The 17,132-nt window shown below is 63.3% G+C and carries 18 protein-coding genes and 1 other RNA gene; 13 read left to right on the top strand and 6 right to left on the bottom strand.

Annotated elements, in window-relative coordinates:
• The first annotated feature begins 71 nt into the window (after window positions 1–71).
• From ACFCW2_RS09775 to rsmA, 3 genes are all read left to right on the top strand, one after another.
• Complete coding sequence (locus tag ACFCW2_RS09775) at window positions 72–1,424, top strand: peptidylprolyl isomerase (protein ID WP_379546005.1); 1,353 nt, start codon at window positions 72–74, stop codon at window positions 1,422–1,424.
• Between the two features lie 24 nt (window positions 1,425–1,448).
• Window positions 1,449–2,450 (top strand): 4-hydroxythreonine-4-phosphate dehydrogenase PdxA, encoded by a 1,002-nt coding sequence (gene pdxA, locus ACFCW2_RS09770; RefSeq protein ID WP_379546004.1) that lies wholly within the window; start codon window positions 1,449–1,451, stop codon window positions 2,448–2,450.
• A 107-nt stretch (window positions 2,451–2,557) separates the two neighbouring features.
• Entirely contained in the window at window positions 2,558–3,379 is an 822-nt protein-coding gene (gene rsmA, locus ACFCW2_RS09765) for a 16S rRNA (adenine(1518)-N(6)/adenine(1519)-N(6))-dimethyltransferase RsmA (RefSeq protein WP_379548965.1), read from the top strand.
• Between the two features lie 186 nt (window positions 3,380–3,565).
• Here rsmA and ACFCW2_RS09760 read toward each other — a convergent pair whose 3' ends face one another.
• Window positions 3,566–5,665 carry a malate synthase G gene (locus ACFCW2_RS09760; RefSeq protein WP_379546002.1) on the bottom strand — a complete coding sequence of 700 codons (2,100 nt, stop codon included), beginning with the start codon at window positions 5,663–5,665 and terminating at the stop codon, window positions 3,566–3,568.
• Window positions 5,666–5,815: 150 nt separating this feature from the next.
• Here ACFCW2_RS09760 and ACFCW2_RS09755 point away from each other — a divergent pair, with 150 nt between their 5' ends.
• From ACFCW2_RS09755 to ACFCW2_RS09740, 4 genes are all read left to right on the top strand, one after another.
• Window positions 5,816–7,027: a hydrolase gene (locus ACFCW2_RS09755; RefSeq protein WP_379546001.1), complete on the top strand. Its 1,212-nt coding sequence runs from the start codon at window positions 5,816–5,818 to the stop codon at window positions 7,025–7,027.
• Entirely contained in the window at window positions 7,024–8,037 is a 1,014-nt protein-coding gene (locus ACFCW2_RS09750; RefSeq protein WP_379545999.1) for an arginine N-succinyltransferase, read from the top strand. The genes ACFCW2_RS09755 and ACFCW2_RS09750 overlap by 4 nt, the downstream gene beginning before the upstream one ends.
• Before the next feature lie 114 nt (window positions 8,038–8,151).
• Complete coding sequence (locus ACFCW2_RS09745) at window positions 8,152–9,399, top strand: N-succinylarginine dihydrolase (RefSeq protein ID WP_379545997.1); 1,248 nt, start codon at window positions 8,152–8,154, stop codon at window positions 9,397–9,399.
• A gap of 147 nt (window positions 9,400–9,546) precedes the next feature.
• Window positions 9,547–9,795 (top strand): hypothetical protein, encoded by a 249-nt coding sequence (locus tag ACFCW2_RS09740; protein WP_379545995.1) that lies wholly within the window; start codon window positions 9,547–9,549, stop codon window positions 9,793–9,795.
• 252 nt (window positions 9,796–10,047) lie between these two features.
• On the opposite strand, the gene ssrA is transcribed toward ACFCW2_RS09740, so the two are convergent.
• Window positions 10,048–10,391, bottom strand: a transfer-messenger RNA (tmRNA) gene (ssrA, locus tag ACFCW2_RS09735).
• Between the two features lie 399 nt (window positions 10,392–10,790).
• The gene (gene mscL, locus ACFCW2_RS09730; RefSeq protein ID WP_379545993.1) at window positions 10,791–11,210 is read right to left on the bottom strand and encodes a large conductance mechanosensitive channel protein MscL; all 420 of its coding nucleotides are present in this window, start codon (window positions 11,208–11,210) and stop codon (window positions 10,791–10,793) included.
• Between the two features lie 184 nt (window positions 11,211–11,394).
• On the opposite strand from mscL, the gene ACFCW2_RS09725 reads away from it, so the two are divergent.
• The 5 genes from ACFCW2_RS09725 (at window position 11,395) to ACFCW2_RS09705 (ending at window position 15,053) form a co-directional block, all read left to right on the top strand.
• A complete protein-coding gene (locus ACFCW2_RS09725; RefSeq protein WP_379545992.1) occupies window positions 11,395–12,000 on the top strand; it encodes a LemA family protein in 606 nt (201 codons plus the stop codon).
• Entirely contained in the window at window positions 11,997–12,809 is an 813-nt protein-coding gene (locus ACFCW2_RS09720; protein WP_379548964.1) for a TPM domain-containing protein, read from the top strand. Before ACFCW2_RS09725 ends, ACFCW2_RS09720 begins: the two co-directional genes overlap by 4 nt.
• Window positions 12,810–13,484 carry a TPM domain-containing protein gene (locus ACFCW2_RS09715; RefSeq protein ID WP_379545990.1) on the top strand — a complete coding sequence of 225 codons (675 nt, stop codon included), beginning with the start codon at window positions 12,810–12,812 and terminating at the stop codon, window positions 13,482–13,484.
• A 170-nt stretch (window positions 13,485–13,654) separates the two neighbouring features.
• Window positions 13,655–14,227, top strand: a complete 573-nt coding sequence (locus ACFCW2_RS09710) for an NUDIX hydrolase (protein ID WP_379545988.1) — start codon at window positions 13,655–13,657, stop codon at window positions 14,225–14,227.
• A 31-nt stretch (window positions 14,228–14,258) separates the two neighbouring features.
• On the top strand, window positions 14,259–15,053 hold the full coding sequence (locus ACFCW2_RS09705; protein WP_379545986.1) for an SDR family oxidoreductase: 795 nt from the start codon (window positions 14,259–14,261) through the stop codon (window positions 15,051–15,053).
• A gap of 210 nt (window positions 15,054–15,263) precedes the next feature.
• Here ACFCW2_RS09705 and ACFCW2_RS09700 read toward each other — a convergent pair whose 3' ends face one another.
• Genes ACFCW2_RS09700 through ACFCW2_RS09690 form a run of 3 tightly spaced genes read right to left on the bottom strand, consistent with a single transcriptional unit; the run spans window position 15,264 to window position 15,793 of the window.
• Complete coding sequence (locus ACFCW2_RS09700; RefSeq protein WP_379545984.1) at window positions 15,264–15,503, bottom strand: PspC domain-containing protein; 240 nt, start codon at window positions 15,501–15,503, stop codon at window positions 15,264–15,266.
• Complete coding sequence (locus tag ACFCW2_RS09695) at window positions 15,500–15,637, bottom strand: enoyl-CoA hydratase (RefSeq protein WP_379545983.1); 138 nt, start codon at window positions 15,635–15,637, stop codon at window positions 15,500–15,502. Before ACFCW2_RS09695 ends, ACFCW2_RS09700 begins: the two co-directional genes overlap by 4 nt.
• Window positions 15,638–15,682: 45 nt before the next feature.
• Window positions 15,683–15,793 carry a recombination protein F gene (locus ACFCW2_RS09690; protein WP_379545982.1) on the bottom strand — a complete coding sequence of 37 codons (111 nt, stop codon included), beginning with the start codon at window positions 15,791–15,793 and terminating at the stop codon, window positions 15,683–15,685.
• Between the two features lie 235 nt (window positions 15,794–16,028).
• Here ACFCW2_RS09690 and recF point away from each other — a divergent pair, with 235 nt between their 5' ends.
• The gene (gene recF / locus ACFCW2_RS09685) at window positions 16,029–17,114 is read left to right on the top strand and encodes a DNA replication/repair protein RecF (RefSeq protein WP_379545981.1); all 1,086 of its coding nucleotides are present in this window, start codon (window positions 16,029–16,031) and stop codon (window positions 17,112–17,114) included.
• The last annotated feature ends 18 nt before the right edge of the window (window positions 17,115–17,132 follow it).

The following is a 17,132-nucleotide window of genomic DNA, read 5'->3' as shown; positions in this document are numbered from 1 at the left end:
TCAGCCGCTTTTCGCTAGGGGCAGACTTTATGGACAGGCCCGCTGTGCGGGCAGCATTATTCGGACGATTTATGACCACGACCTTCGCCAATCTCCTTTCCGCAGTGGCCGTTGCCAGCCTTGCCGCGACCCCCGTTGCGCTTCAGGCCCAGGCATCGGCTGTCGCCCCCACTGCCAACCCGCTCGGCCTGCCCGAGACGGTGCAGTTGCTGGGCCAGACCAACCCCAACAATCGCCGGGCAACCGCACGGGTCAATGGCGATGTCATCACCGGAACCGATGTCGACCACCGCGTCGCACTGGTTACCGCTGCCAATGGCAATGCCTCGGCCCTGTCGGGCGACGCATTGCGCCAGCTGCAAATGCAGGTGCTGCGCAATCTGATCGACGAGACATTGCAGATACAGGCTGCCGAAGCGCAGGAAATGCCCATCACCCAAGGCGAGATCGACCGCCAGTACCAGCGAGTCGCCGCGCAAAACTTCGGCACCGAAATCAACAAGATGGATGAGTATCTGACGGGCATCGGCTCGTCGGTGGCTTCGCTCAAGCGCCAGATCGAGGGCGAACTGGCCTGGTCGCGCCTGCTGCGCCGGAACGTCCAGCCCTTCATCAATGTCTCCGAAGAAGAGGTCGAGGACATGATGACGCGGATGGAAGCATCGCGCGGCACGGCCGAATACCGTCTCGGCGAAATCTATCTCTCGGCAACCGATGAAACCGCCGCTGCTGTCGAGCAGAACGGCGTGCGGATCATGGAACAGCTGCGCGATGGCGGCAGCTTTGTTGCTTATGCCCGCCAGTTTTCCGAAGCCTCCACCGCTGCCGTCGGCGGCGATCTCGGCTTTGTTCGTCTGGGCCAATTGCCCCCGGCTCTGGCGACCGTGGCGCAGGAAATGCAACCCGGCCAGCTGGTCGGCCCGATCCGCGTTCCAGGCGGATTTTCGCTGCTCTATCTGATCGACAAGAAGCAGGTGCTGACCGCCGATCCGCGCGACGCCATTCTCAGCCTGAAACAGATCGCCATCGATTTTCCCGAAGGCGTCTCTCAAGACGCGGCCAATTCCCGCGTCACGGCGTTTGGCGAAATGGTCAATTCGATCCGTGGCTGCGGCGATGCAGAACGCGCCGCTGCGACGGTGAATGCCGATGTCGTGACCAACGACCAGATCCGTGTCCGTTCTCTGCCGGAAGCGCTGCAATCCACATTGCTGGAATTGCAGGTGGGCCAATCGACCCCGCCCTTCGGTTCGGTGGAAGATGGCGTGCGCGTGCTGCTGCTGTGCGGCCGTGACGATCCGGAATCGACCAGCGGGCCGAGCCGCGACGAGATGATGGCGCAGCTGACCGAAGACCGTGTCGGCAAGCGCGCCCAGCGTTTCCTGCGCGATCTGCGCAACGACGCTTACATCCAGTACAACTGAGCCGCTGGCGGGCGCTAACCGGACATGGTGGCCCCGCTCGTGCTTTCGATAGGCGATCCCGCCGGAATCGGGCCGGAGCTGGCCGTGCTGGCATGGCATGCGCGCGAGCGCGAGAGCCTGCCAGCCTTCTACGCAGTGCACGGCGCCGGCGTATTGGAGGCTGCTGCCGAGAGGCTGGGCCTGCCACTCGAACTGGCAGCGATTGGCTCTGCGGACGAAGCGGCACAGGCATTTGCAACCGCGCTGCCGGTGATGGGCACAGAAAACGCGGCCTATGCACCGGGCGAACCGGAGCCCGAAGGCGCCAGACTGGCGCTTGCCTCACTGACCGACGCCACCGACGCGGCATTTCGCAGCGAGGCGTCGGGTGTGGTCACTCTGCCGATTGCGAAGGGGCTGCTGGCCGATATCGGCTTTGCTTTTCCGGGCCAGACCGAATTTCTCGCCGCCGCCTGCGGGCTGGAACCCGGCGCATCCGTGATGATGCTGGCCGGGCCCTCGCTCAAGGCCGTGCCGCTGACCGTGCATTGCGCTCTGGCCGATGTTCCTTCCCTGCTAAGCACCGAGCTGATCGTGCGGCGCGGGCAGACCGTGGCGCAGGCTTTGCAGCGCGATTACGGCATCACCGCCCCGCGCATCGCGGTCACTGCACTGAACCCGCATGCCAGCGAAAACGGCGCATTCGGCGATGAAGAAGCGCACATCATCGAGCCCGCCATCGCGCAGCTGCGCAGCGACGGGATCGACGCGACCGGCCCGCATCCCGCCGACGCGCTGTTCGCCCCCCGCACCCGCGCCAGCTTCGATGCGGCGCTATGCATGTATCACGATCAGGCGCTGATCCCGGTAAAGGCGCTCGATTTCGATTCCGGCGTCAATGTCACGCTGGGCCTGCCGATTGTCCGCACCAGCCCCGATCACGGCACCGCCTTCGATATCGCAGGCACCGGACGCGCCGATCCGGGCGCTACCATCGCCGCGATCCGCATGGCCGGCGAAATTGCCGCGCGGCGGGCGAAAGGTTGATGGAAGAAAGAAATCCGTTCGCCCTGAGCTTGTCGAGGGGCCGCTTTTTCTTCTAGCGCTGCGCCAGAAACGAAGGACAATCCTTCGACAAGCTCAGGATGAGCGGTTTGGTAGATTTACCCCCCCTTCGCGACGTCATCGCCCGCCATGGCCTGTCCGCGTCCAAGGCGCTGGGGCAGAACTTCCTGTTCGATGCGCAATTGCTGGACCGGATCGCCGCCATACCCGGCGATTTGCAAGGCAAGGCCGTGCTCGAGATCGGCCCCGGTCCCGGTGGGTTGACCCGCGCCTTGCTGAAAGCCGGCGCGAGGGTCACAGCCATCGAAATGGACACCCGCTGCCTGCCCGCCCTGGCGGAACTGGAGGAAGCCTTTCCCGGCCAGCTGACCGCGATCGAAGGCGATGCGATGAAGATCGACCACGGCGAGCTGATGGGCGGCGAGCCCTACGCCGTGGTCGCCAATCTGCCTTACAATGTCGGCACAGCGTTGTTCGTCAGCTGGCTCGGCGGTGAAGACTGGCCACCCCAATGGACCTCGCTCACCCTGATGTTCCAGCAAGAGGTGGCACAGCGGATCGTCTCCCGGCCCGGCACCTCTGCCTATGGACGGCTCGCCGTTCTGGCCCAGTGGCGCAGCACGGCGAGCCTCGCCATGAAGGTCCACCGCAGCGCCTTCACACCGCCGCCCAAGGTGATGAGCGCCATTGTCCATGTGACGCCGGACGCCATGCCCGCAGGCGTATCGGCCAGGACGCTCGAGCAAATCACCGCCGCAGCCTTCGGCCAGCGCCGCAAAATGCTCCGCCAGAGCCTCAAATCAGTGCCTGGCGCAGTTGCGGCCCTCGCCACTATCGGCGTGGACGAAACCCGCCGCGCGGAGACGCTGGGTGTGAGTGATTTTGTCGCGCTGGCACGGGCGCTGGGCTGACCTGGCCAAATGATCCTCAAGCTACGAAAAAAGGGGCCGGTCCAATGGTCAGCGGACCGGCCCTTTATAGGTGCCCGCCAGCGAATCTGGCAGGTGGGATCGCACCCAAGGGTCGTCACTCGGCGACCTAAGGTTCAATCCTCGTCAAAGTTTATACAATCACCCGCTCTCTCAGAGCCGCCTTCTTCAGCCTGCCTTCTTCTCTAGGCGCCATTGGTGCAGCAGCGGCTCGGTATAGCCGCTGGGTTGCTCCACGCCCTTGAATACCAGATCGCAGGCAGCCTTGAACGCCACGCCGTCCCAATTGCCGGTCATCGGTTCGTAGGTCGGATCACCGGCGTTCTGCTCGTCCACTTTGGCGGCCATGCGTTTCAGGCTGTCCATCACCTGGTCCTCGCTCGCCACGCCGTGGAGCAGCCAGTTGGCCATGTGTTGACTGGAAATGCGGAGCGTGGCGCGGTCTTCCATCAGGCCGACATCGTTGATGTCCGGCACTTTGGAGCAGCCCACACCTGCATCGATCCAGCGCACGACATAGCCGAGCAGGCCCTGCGCGTTGTTGTCGAGCTCCTCGCGCACTTCGTCTTCGGACCAGTTCGTGCCCTCGGCCAACGGAATGGCGAGCAGATCGTCCAGCCCGGCAATGTCGCCCAGCCCTTTCTGAATTTCGAACACGTCTTCACGGTGATAATGGATCGCGTGGAGCGTTGCGGCAGTGGGTGACGGCACCCATGCGGTGTTCGCCCCGGCGCGCAGATGGCCGATCTTCTCTTCCATCATCTGGCCCATCAGATCGGGCGCGGCCCACATGCCCTTGCCGATCTGCGCGCGGCCCGACAGGCCGTGCTTCAGCCCAATCCCGACATTGCGCGCCTCATACGCCTTCAGCCACGCACTGCCCTTCATCGCGCCTTTGCGCATCATCGGGCCAGCCTGCATCGAGGTGTGAATTTCGTCGCCCGTCCGGTCGAGGAAACCGGTGTTGATGAACACGATCCGGTCGCGAACGGCATGGATGCACGCCGCCAGATTGGCAGAAGTGCGCCGTTCCTCGTCCATCACGCCGACCTTGATCGTGTGCCGCTCCAGACCCAGCAAATTCTCGACCGCATCGAACAGATCATTGGTGAAGGCGCATTCTTCCGGCCCATGCATCTTGGGCTTCACGATGTAGATATTGCCGACCTTGCTGTTGCCGTATTTGGTCAGGCCGCGCACGTCCTGCGCGCTGATGGCGCTGGTCAGCACCGCGTCCATGATGCCCTCGGGAATCTCGCTTCCATCTTCCAGCTGGATTGCCGGATTGGTCATCAGGTGGCCGACATTGCGCACGAACAGCAGGCTGCGACCGGGAAGCGAATGCTCCGCCCCATCAGTGCCGGTGTAGCTCTTATCCCCATTCAGAGCGCGGGTGAGCGTCTTGCCGCCCTTGTCGAAGCTTTCCTGCAGATCGCCCCGGATCACGCCCAGCCAATTGGTGTAGGCGAGCAGTTTGTCCTCTGCATCCACCGCCGCAACGGAGTCCTCGCAATCGGCAATCGTGGTGAGCGCGGATTCCAGCACAACATCGCTGATGCCGCTAGGGTCCGTCTTGCCGATCGGGCTTTCGGAATCGAACTGCACTTCGATATGCAGGCCGTTGCTCTTGAACAGGCGGCCCTTCGCGGTCTGGCCGACATACTGGCTATCGTCCTTCAGCGGGATGCCGCCGCTGGGATCGCCCATCTCGGCCCAAGTTCCGCTCGCCAGAGGAACCGCTTCGTCCAGAAACGCCTTTGCCGCCGCGATCACCGCCGCGCCGCGTTCCTCGTCGTATCCGCCCGGCCGCGCGGGCGGCGCGTCCAGCGCATCGGTGCCGTAAAACGCATCATACAGACTGCCCCAGCGGGCATTGGCAGCGTTTAGCAGGAAACGCGCATTGAGAATCGGCACCACCAGCTGCGGCCCGGCCATGGTAGCAATCTCCGGATCGACCTTGTCCGTGCCGATGGTGAAATCGCCCGGTTCGGGGACGAGATAGCCGATCTCTTTCAGAAACGCAGTGTAGACGCCCGCATCATGCGGCTGGCCCCGGCGCTCTTTATGCCACGCGTCGATCTGCGATTGCAGGTCCTCGCGTTTGGCCAGCAGCGCGGCATTCACCGGCGCGTATTTATGCACCAGGTCGGAGAAGCCCTGCCAAAATGCATCGGCGTCCATCTTCAGCGGCGGCAGCACTTCGCTTTCGATGAAACCGGCCAGTGCGGGATCCACCTTCAGGCGGGCTTTGGGCGTATATTCGGACATGATTCCTCGCTCAGAATAACGGCATTTGAAGATGTCTGGGGAGGACGGGAGCGCCTATGCGACATGGCAGCGGCGTTTGCAACGCCCGGCAGGGGGCCGAATGCGCCAAGCGGGTTGGACAGGTGCCGCCCGCGCGCTAAGCGGTTTGATATGAAACCAATCGAAGGCCCTCTCAACCGCGTCGCACAGTCCATCGATGGCGCGCAAATGTTCGGCCAGGTGGAGCGGTGGGCGGGAATCAATTCCGGCACCGGTAATCTGGACGGATTGCGCGAAGTTGCGGGCCAATTGTCCGATGCCTTCTCGGCCCTGCCGGGCAACATCACGCTGGAAGAACCCGGCCCTGTCACCCAGGTCAGTGCCGAGGGGCAGGAAGTCGAAGTCGAATACGGCAAGCATCTGGTCTGCTGTGTCCGCCCGGAAGCCGAGCGCCGTTTCGTCCTGACCGGCCATATGGACACCGTGTTCCCCGCCGATCACCCGTTCCAAGCGCTGACATGGCTCGATGACGAGGTTCTGAACGGTCCCGGCACCGCCGATATGAAGGGCGGCATCGCCGTCATGCTCCATGCCCTGAAAGCGCTCGAGGGGCTCTCGGCGTGGCAGAAGGTCGGTTATGATGTGATGATCAATGCGGACGAGGAAACCGGATCGCTCTCTTCCGCCCCGCTGATCGAGCGGCTGGCCAAGGGCAAATACGCCGCGCTGACTTATGAACCCGCCGCCACGCCGGAGGGCACGCTGGCCCATGCGCGCGGCGGCAGCGGGAATTATTCGCTCACCGTCAAAGGCAAATCCGCGCATGCCGGGCGCAACCCGCGTGAGGGGCGCAATGCGATTGTCGCCGCCGCCGTGCTGGCTGTGCGTCTGAAGGATTTGCAGCGCGACGATATCAGCGTGAACCCGGCTAGAATCGAAGGCGGCGCGGCCAACAATGTGGTGCCCGATCACGCGGTCCTGCGCTTCAATATCCGCCCGAAAGAACCCGCTGCGGCGGAATGGTTCGCGAGTGAAATGAATGCCTTGCTGGGCGAAGTTCGGCAGGCCCACGAAGTCGACATCCACGTCCATGGCGGCATTACCCGCCCGCCCAAGCCGGTCGACCGCCGCGCGCAGAAACTGTTCGACATCGTGCGCGAATGCGGTGCCCAGCTGGGTCAGGACATCGACTGGCAATCCACCGGCGGGGTGTGCGATGGCAACAATATCGCCGCCACCGGCGTCCCCGTGGTGGACACGATGGGCGTGCGCGGCGGCAAAATTCACAGCCCCGACGAATTCATGATCGCCCCCTCGCTGGTCGAGCGGGCGCAGCTTTCCACCCTTGTCCTCCATCGCCTCGCCACAGGAGATGCGCTTTGAGTTTTCGCCTGCGCGCCAGCCGCCCCGACGATCTGGAACATCTCTATGAGATGGCCAAGCTGACAGGTGGCGGCTTCACCAATCTGCCGCCCGACCGCGATGCGCTGGGCGAGAAGCTGGAAACGAGCGCAAAGGCCTTTGCCAATACAGGCGAAGAGCTGGTCGACGAGACGTTCGTGCTGGTGCTGGAAAACACCGAAACCGGCGCGGTGCGCGGCACGTGTCAGCTGATGACGCAGGTCGGCCAGCAATGGCCGTTCTATTCCTATCGCACCAACACGCTGACCCAGTATTCGCAGGAGCTGGACCGTACGGTGCGGGCCGAAATGCTGAGCCTTTCGACCGATCTGGAAGGCTGCAGCGAAGTGGGCGGGCTGTTCCTCCACCCGAACGAGCGCGCGGGCGGGCTGGGCCTGCTGCTGGCGCGCAGCCGCTACCTGTTCATTGCCATGCACCGCGCGCGCTTTGCCGAGCGGGTGCTGGCCGAGCTGCGTGGGATTATCGACGACCGCGGCGGATCGCCATTTTGGGACGGAGTGGCTGGCCGCTTCTTCGGCATGAGCTTTCAGGAAGCGGACTATTTCAACGCCATCAACGGCAACCAGTTCATCGCCGATCTGATGCCCAAACATCCGGTCTATATCGCCATGCTGGACGATGATGCGCGCGATGTGATCGGCCTGCCCCACCCCACCGGCCGCGCGGCGATGCGGATGCTGGAGAAGGAGGGCTTCGCCTATGAAGGCTATGTCGACATCTTCGACGGTGGGCCGACCATGCTGGCGAAGACCGACAATGTTGTCAGCGTGAAGAACGCGGCGAAGGCTTCGGTGTCGGCGACGGACAATGACGGCGGCGAGAAGGTGCTGGTGGCGACCGGGCGGTTGGAGCAGTTCCGCTCCTGCTACGGCACCCGCACGCTGGACGGCGAGAGAGTGGCGATTGACGCAGGCGCTGCGGAAACGCTGGGCGTTGGTGTTGGCGATACGGTGTGGAGTGTGGGGCGGTAAACAACCATAATCCCGTTCGGGCTGAGCTTGTCGAAGCCCTGCCCTTTTTTCGGGTGCCGCGATAAAGTTTAGAACAGCCCTTCGACAGGCTCAGGGCGAACGGGAATTTTTGTTTTGCTTCAAGAAATCAACTTCGACGGCATCGTCGGCCCCAGCCACAATTACGCCGGGCTCAGCCTCGGCAACAAAGCGAGCGCCAACCACAAGGGCGATCCCAGCTATCCCCGCGCGGCGGCCTTGCAGGGCGTGGCAAAGATGCGCGGGAACATGGCGCGCGGATTGGCGCAGGGGTATCTGCTGCCCCTGCCCCGCCCGAATGACGCTCTGCTGCAGCGCATTGGCGCGGACGAGAACACCCCCGCGCAGCTGCGCGCCGCGGCATGGTCGGCCAGCTCCATGTGGACCGCCAATGCCGCGACGGTCTCTCCCGCTCCCGACACCGCCGATGGCCGCTGCCACCTGACGCCTGCCAATCTCGTCACCATGCTCCACCGCGGGCAGGAATGGCGCGACACGAAGGCACAGCTGGACATAGCCTTCGCCGATTCTGCGCATTTCACCGTGCACGATGCCGTTCCGCCCACCTTCGGCGATGAAGGCGCGGCCAACCATATGCGCCTCTGCGAAGGGCATGGCTCGGCAGGCGTCGAGGTGTTCGTCTATGGCAAGCCGGGCGGTAAATTCCCCGCCCGCCAGCACGAACAGGCCAGCCGCGCGGTTGCCCGGCTGCACGGGCTGGACCCGGCCAAATGTGTCTTCATCGAGCAGAACCCCGCCGCCATCGAGGCAGGCGCGTTCCACAATGATGTGGTGTCGGTGGCGAACGAGCGGGTGCTGTTCACCCACGCCGAAGCCTTCGCCGATCAGGCCGCCGCTTACGACGCGATCCGCGCGGCTTTCCCGGCACTGGAAGTGGTCGAGGTACCCGCCGATGCGGTCAGTCTGGCCGAGGCAATCAAGACCTATCTGTTCAACGCGCAATTGCTGACCCTGCCCGATCAAAGCATGGCACTGATCGTGCCCGAAGAATGCCGCGAGAGCCCGAGCGTCTGGGCATGGGCCGAGCGGTTGATGGCATCCAACGGCCCGATCCGGCAGGTCATCCCCGTCGATGTGCGCCAGTCCATGGCCAATGGCGGCGGCCCTGCCTGCTTGCGCCTGCGGGTCGTGGCGGACCCGGCCACAGTCGATCCCCGGTTCCTGCTGGACGAGGCGCGGGCGGACCTCATTGAGCACACCATCGCCGCCCATTGGCCCGAACAGATCGACCCCGCCGATATCGGCAGCGATACGCTTGCCACGCAGGTCCGCTCCGCCCGTCACGCGCTCCTGAGTGTGCTGGAACTGGACAGCCTCGCTTAAATCTCTGCATTTCCAGCGCACTCAAAGTTAACGCCCTTGCCCCCGCGTCGAGCAGGCTTACACTTGTTTACACGTTAACCACTGTGAAGCGCAGTAGGCCGCCACTGGCCCGATGATTGCAGAGGGAAACGTTAACGAGGGATTCGCATGTTGAAGAAGATTGGCCGCCTGTTTGTTATCAAGAACCGTTTCGAGGCGTATCTGATCATCTTCGCGCTGGCTCTGGGCGCGATGACGCGCGGCGCGCACTACACCATCGAATTTCCCGGCACCGGCGGATATCTGCTGTGGGCCGCAACCGCAGGCGCTGTGTTCATGGGCGGCGCGAAGATCCTCGACGCGCTCAAATACGAACGCGAACGCGAGGATGCGAAGCGTCTGGAGACGCATAAGTAGGTTTCGATACCCCGGCGCTTGCGGCACGAGGTCCCAGCTTTCGCGGGGATGGCGGGAGCCGGGGACGACTTTCTCGCGAAGAATTTTCCTGAGTTCGCGCCGAAAATGGCGTCGGCCGAGAACCGGCGCGCAGCGACCATGAAGGTCGTGAGCACCGGAAGCGCAGGACGATGCCGTTTGCAGGCCGAAATCAGTCAAATTATCGCGAGAAAAGGTGGAGAGATTCTGTTGCTACGTTCTCTCCGGACGCCCGGTATCCGCTTCTGTTGCCCGGTGGGTCCAACCGCGCTTTAGCTTTGTAAGATCAGGCCGTTAGGCCGTCAGGTTACGCAGCGATTGCGAGTGCTTCGTTATCGTTGGCACTTGTGTGTTTGAGCCTATTACGGGTTACTCAGCCCGGGTGAAAACACTGCCTTTCAACACACGTCGATCCTGGTTCGGCCCCATCAGGAAACCCTTGAAATAAAGGGCCTTTTGGTGGAGCCGCCGGGTACTGCCCCCGGGTCCGTTGCGTCTATTACACAGCATCATTTATCGCCATATCCGGCCGAAACCGGCAGGTCCTATATAGGCGCTTGGCTATTAATGTGAAGTGTAGGGGAGGAGCTTGGTGCTGACTGCCGGGGTAGGAGGGTGAATACTGCGCGCGGCGTGCTGTGGTTCCGGGCGGGTGTTTTTGTTTAGCCTCAAGCGCCGGCGGTCGCATTCGCTCCCTTAGGCTATCCTCGCTCTCACGCCCTTTGGGCGCGTCGCTGCGGGCGGCCGGTCGGCCTTTGTCGGTCGCTGGTCGCGACCGAGACAGCTCGAACGTCTATGTGTAGCGATGATATCGGCGCCGTCAGGCGACGACAGCGCGCGACCGCGCGCCGCCGCTTATGCGGCGAAGCAAGGGGGCCGGATGGCCCCCGCCCGCAGGGTCCAAAACAAAAAACCCTCAAACAAAAACGGGGGCAGGCTCACACCCACCCCCGTCTCAATCACAAGCCAAAGAAAACTTACTTCTTAAGCGCATCCCGGATTTCGGTCAGCAGCTCGATTTCGGTCGGACCGGCGGCTTCCTCTTCCTTCGGCTCTTCGAACTTCGCCTGCACCTTGTTGGCGTAGCGGACCAGCATGAAGATGATGAAGGCCAGGATCACGAAGTTGATGATCGAGGTCACGAACGCGCCCCATGCCAGCACGTTGGCTCCGGCCTCGCGCGCAGCTTCCAGCGACATGCCGGGCTCTACCTCGCCGCTCAGCACAACATATTTCGCGCTGAAATCGACATCGCCGAACACTGCGCCGACCAGCGGCATGATCATATCGTCGGTCAGCGACCCGACGATAACAGCAAATGCGCCTGCGATGATGACCGCAACGGCCAGTTCCATCACATTGCCCTTGGCGATAAAATCCTTGAATTCGGTAAGCATGGTTACGACCCCCTTTACTGTGTTTCTCCGCGCCCTTTGCCACCGGTTTCGCCGCAGGGGAAGCCCTCAAAGTATGGCTGCGCCGCCTTGCATTGGGTGCGGGGTGTGCTAACTTGGCAATACAGGTCCGGGGAGCCATGCAATGCGCGCCACCGGAACAGATTTTCGAGAGGACTTAACACAGATGAATTTTGCCCGCATCCGCAACGCCTTTGTGCTCGCCGCCGCCACGCTCGGCCTCGCTTCGTGCGGGATCAACTCCGTCCCCACGGCAGAAGAAAACGCCAAGGCAAAATGGGCCGATGTGGAGGCCCAGTTCCAGCGCCGGGCGAACCTTATTCCCAACCTAGTCGAGGTGGCGCAGGGCGCTGCCGAAAACGAGCGCGGCATTCTGACCGAAGTGACCGAAGCCCGGGCAAAAGCCACCAGCGTCAATATCGACGCCGATCAGCTGGGCGATCCCGAAGCGATGGCGCAATTCCAGCAGGCACAGGGTCAGCTGGGTCAGGGCCTTGGCCGTTTGCTCGCCAGCTTCGAAGCCTATCCGCAGATCACCTCCAGCCAGAACTTCCTCGCGCTGCAAAGCCAGCTGGAAGGCACCGAAAACCGCATCGCCGTCGCCATCCGCGACTACAACGAAGCAGTGCGCAATTATAACACCACGATCCGCACCTTCCCCGAAACGATCGGCGCAAACCTGATCCACGGCGCGGAACCGCTGGTGCCCTACGAAGCCGCCACCGAAGGCGCCGAAGTAGCCCCCACCATCGACATGACCGACGGCAACTGAGCGCGGTGCTGCGCCAGCTGACTATTTGGGCGGCGCTGTTTGCTGCCATTCTTGCTACGCCCCTATCGGCTCAGGAGTTTCCCGAGCTGACGGGCCGCGTGGTGGATGCGGCGAATATCATTCCCGATGGCGAGGAAGCCGCGCTGGTTCAGCGGTTGGAGCAGCTGGAGGCGCAGTCGCAGCGGCAGTTGGTTGTCGCGACGGTGCCCTCGCTTCAGGACTACGACATTGCCGATTACGGATACCGGCTGGGCCGCGAATGGGAGCTCGGCGATGCGGAGCGCAATGACGGGGCGATCCTGTTGGTCGCTCCCAACGAGCGCAAGGTGCGCATCGAAGTGGGCTACGGGCTGGAAGGCATCATGACCGATGCGCTGTCCTCCATCATCATCCAGAACGACATCCTCCCGCGCTTCCGCGACAATGATTATCCCGGCGGCATTCTGGCGGGGACCCAGGCCATTGCCACCCAGCTGGAACTGCCCGCCGATCAGGCCGTGCAGGTCGCGCGGGAAGCGGGTGAGGCACGCGAGAGCGAAGGCGGCTTCCCCATTGGCAGTATCATCTGGCTGGGTTTCATGTTCTTCTTCTTCATCCTCCCGATGTTCGGCAAAGGCCGGCGCTATCGCAGCGGTCGGGGTGTCGTCGGCGACATCATCCTGTGGGAAGCGGGTAAAGCGATTGCGCGCGGCGCGAGCGGCGGTGGCAGCAGCTGGGGCGGCGGTGGTTTCGGGGGCGGCGGTTTCGGCGGCGGCTTCTCCGGCGGCGGCGGCAGCTTCGGTGGCGGCGGCGCGAGCGGGGGCTGGTAAATGGCCTATTTGAGCAAGCAGGAACACGCACAGGTTTCCGAGGCGGTCGCGGCAGCAGAGCTGACCACGTCGGGCGAAATCGTCACCGTGCTGGCCGACCGCAGCGACGGATACACCGATGTGGTGCTGTGGTATGCCGTTGCCCTCGCCTTCACCGCAATGAGCGTGTTCGCTTTCCTGCCGCAGCCTTTCATGAATTTCTGGGACACGCTGGTGGGCGGCTGGATGGATGACTGGACTACCGGCGAACTCGCCAGCATGACCATCGCGCTCGGCCTTGGCACATTCGTGGTCAGCTATCTGGTGCTGTCATGGGATGTGATGCGATTTCTGTGCATCCCCGCCCCTGTCAAAACCACCCGCGTCCATGCCGCCGCCGTGCGCCATTTCAAGGTGGGTGCGGAGCGCCGCACCCATGGCCGCACCGGCGTGCTGCTGTATCTCTCCATGCGCGAGCACCGGGCGGAAATCGTTGCCGATGAACCGATTGCAGAACTGGTTTCAGCCGAAGTCTGGGGCGAAGCGATGGCCGATATGCTGGTGGAAATCCGCCAGGGCCGGATCGCCGAGGGGCTGGTTGTCGGGATTGCCGATGTCGGCAAGGTGTTGTCCGAACACTTCCCCCGCGCCGAGGATGACGAGAACGAGCTGCCTGACAGGCTGATCGAACTTTAACAGCTGGTCTATTCAGAGCGCCGTTCGTCCTGAGCCTGTCGAAGGACTTTACCGCCACTTGCCTATTGCCCCCTGCCCTCTTGCCCCCCTTTGTGACCCGCCCCTTGACCCGTTCGCCCTGAGCCTGTCGAAGGGCCCTTCCACAGAAGCGCAGCACGAACGGATTTTCAGTGACTCATAGCAATTCCCCAGCCCGCGACGCGGATGCGGACAAGCCCGAAGAGATTGTCTGGCAGGGCAAATTCATCACCGCCAAGACCCGTGGCCGCTGGGAATATGCGGGCCGTGCGCGGGGCATCCGTGCCGCTGCCATTGTCGCCATCGACGATGCCGCCGATGGCAAGCATGTGCTGCTGGTGGAGCAATACCGCGTGCCCCTAGGCCGGTTCAGTCTGGAGATCCCCGCTGGCCTGATCGGCGATGAAGATGGCGGCGAAGGCGAAGCGCCCGAGACCGCCGCCGCGCGCGAACTGGAAGAAGAAACCGGCTACCGCGCAGGGCACATGGTGTCGCTGGGCGAATATTATTCCAGCCCCGGCATGGTCTCCGAAAGCTTCAGCCTGATGCGCGCCAGCGAGCTGACCAAAGTATCCGATGGCGGCGGCGTCGAGGGCGAGGATATCGCCGTGCACCGCGTGAAACTGGCCGAGCTGGACACATTTGTTGCCGCCAAACGTGCGGAAAATGTTGCCATCGACGTGCGGATCGCCATGCTGCTGGCCACACAAAATCTGATCGCCTGAACGGCGCATTTCACTTCACGGGAGAATAACAATGGCAGGCACCAAACAGGGCCGCGTTGCAGGCAAACTCGCACTGGTCACAGGCGCGGCGCAGGGATTGGGCGCGGCGCATTCGATGCTGCTGGCACAGGAAGGCGCGCGGGTGCTGTGCACCGACCGCAATGGCGAAGGCGCGCAGGAAACAGCCGACGGCATCAACGCCGCGCTGGGCGCAGGCACGGCCTTTGCCGTCACTCACGATGTGACCGATCCGGGCGAATGGGAAGCAGCCGTGGGCGCCGCGCGCGAGCATCTGGGCGGGCTGAATGTGCTGGTCAACAATGCCGGGATCGGCGTTGCGGGCAATATCGAGACCTGCACCTTCGAAGACTGGAAGAAGTGCTTCTCCGTCAATGTCGATTCGATCTTTCACGGCTGTCAGAAGGCCCTGCCCCTGATGCGCGAGCATGCGCCCGGCTCGATCATCAACATCTCCAGCATCGCGGGACTGATCGCCAGCGACACGATGCCGGCCTATAATTCGTCGAAAGCGGCGGTGTGGATGCTGAGCAAATCCATCGCCCTGCACTGCGCGAAGAACAACATGCAAATCCGCTCGAACTCGGTGCACCCGACCTTTGTGGATACGCCGATCCTCGATGGTACGGCGCAGCATCACAATATCGAAAAAGGCGTGTTGCTGGAAAAACTGGCGCGGCAAATCCCGCTGAAATTCGTCGGCGAACCGAACGACATCGCCAATGCGGTGCTCTATCTGGCGAGCGACGAGAGCCGGTTCATGACCGGCGCAGAGCTGAAACTGGATGGCGGTATCAGCGCGATGTGATCTCTCGCGGCGTAATCGCTGCGCGATCGCCTCCGAGGGGCGGCCATTCGGCCGGCGGGCGGTCGCCCTTTGTCGACCTGCGTTCGATGGGGTTGCGCCTGCCTGTTTGCGCCGGGCAAAAAGAGAGGGGCCGCTTGGGCCCCTCCCGGTTTTCTTCGATTGTGAGGCGCGGCTGCCCTGAAAACCGGGTCAGCTACAAAGTGCCGCGCTTCAATCTGCGATCAGTGCAATCGCGATGTAGACCAGGATCAGCGATCCGAAGCCGATGATGGTGCCTGCTGCGAAGCCGAGACGGACCCAGAAGGCGTCGACATCGAAGTAGTTGGCAATCCCGCCGCATACACCAGCCAGTTTGGCATCGCGCTTGTCGAGGCGGAAGCTCTTGCCCAGACCGTGGTCCGAACCGATCACCGGACCATCGACATTGTTCTTGCGTTCGATCTTGCTCATGCGATCACCGGTGCGATGGAGTTGGCGAGCGAGGGGGACGCGGGGATAATGGCGTAGGCCATCAGGGCACCGGTCACTGCGAGGGAGCCAAGTCCTGCGAAAAGCTGGGAGCTCCAGTTGGAAAGGCGGTTCATTGGTAATTCTCCTGTTCGGGTTGGTTGGAATTGATCGTCTGGGGATCAGACGAACATTGCAGGGCTGCCGGGAACGATAGCGGCGGCGAAGACAACTGCGGAAACGGCGACCGAGAAAACGGCGGCGGCGAAGCGGTTGGAAGCGAAGACAGACATTGAATTTTCCTTTCTGTGGTTCCCGTCAGGACCATCCCGCCGGGTTGCCCATACCTTTGCATCAGCTGTGCCAGTTTTGAAAAACGGCAGAATTCTCCCGTTTTCGACTTAATACCAATATGAACGAATGTTCAGAAATCCCATGGATTGGGAAATTTCCCCAACATTCGGTTTCAGCTTTTCTGCCTGTTTCGATGGCGCTTGAAATGGGGGCGCGTTAGGAGCGGCTGCGCCCATGACAATCGCCCGCATCGCCCTTTCCGATTTCCGCAATCACCGCGCCTCGGCCTTGGAAGAGACCGCGCGGTTCAACCTGCTGGTGGGCGAAAACGGCGCGGGCAAGACCAATATATTGGAGGCGCTGTCCTTCCTCGCCCCTGGCCGCGGTTTGCGGCGCGCTCCGCTGACCGATGTCGCGCGCAGCGGCGGTTCGGGCGGTTTTGCGATCTCTGCCACACTGAACCCGGCCGATGGCGGGGAGCCGGTGCAACTAGGCACCGCGACCGCGCCGGAGCGCCCCGGCAGGCGGCGCGTGCGGATCAACGGAGCAGAAGCCAGCGCGATCGGACTGGGGGAATGGCTCGCCCTATCATGGCTGACCCCGGCGATGGACGGGCTGTTCACCGCCAGTGCCGGCGAGCGGCGGCGTTTTATGGACCGGCTGGCCACTGCGCTCGATCCTGCCCATGCCCGCGCCGCCAGCCGTTACGAAGCAGCGCTGAGAGAGCGCAACCGCCTGCTGTCGGACGAACGCGAGCCGGAGGCCGCGTGGCTCGACGGGATCGAAGTGCAACTGGCCGAACAAGGCGCGGCGCTGGCGCAGGGCCGCGCGCGTCTGGTGGGCATGGTCGGCGAGGCGCTCGCGATGACGCCAGATGCGCCCTTTGCGAAGCCTCTGCTGGCCCTTCAGGCGGGCGGACCGCTTGAACGCGAGGCCTTGGCTGAGGCCCTGCGCGAGGGCCGGATGCGCGAGCGCCGCGCCGGGCGCACGCTCACAGGCCCGCACCGCGACGAATTGCTGGTCAGCATGGCGGCCAAGGACCAGCCCGCCGCCCTGTGCTCCACCGGTGAGCAGAAGGCGATGCTGATCGCCATCATCCTCGCGCATGCCGAGCTCGCCGCGCGCGGACGCGCCGGTGTGCTGCTGCTGGACGAAGTGGCCGCGCATCTCGACCCCGTGCGGCGAGAAGCCTTGTTCGACCGCCTGCGCAGCGGCGGGGCGCAAGCGTGGCTGACCGCGACGGAGGCCGAACCCTTCGATGCCATTCGCGCCGAGGCGGCGGTGTGGCGGGTTTCTGACGGGGTGCTGGAGCGGGTTTAGGGCTGCGGAAGCCCACCC

This window comes from Qipengyuania algicola, from assembly GCF_042492175.1.
Classification (GTDB): Bacteria; Pseudomonadota; Alphaproteobacteria; order Sphingomonadales; family Sphingomonadaceae; genus CAJXSN01.
The sequence above is the reverse complement of the archived record's forward strand: the minus strand, read 5'-3'. Positions and strand labels throughout refer to the sequence as shown.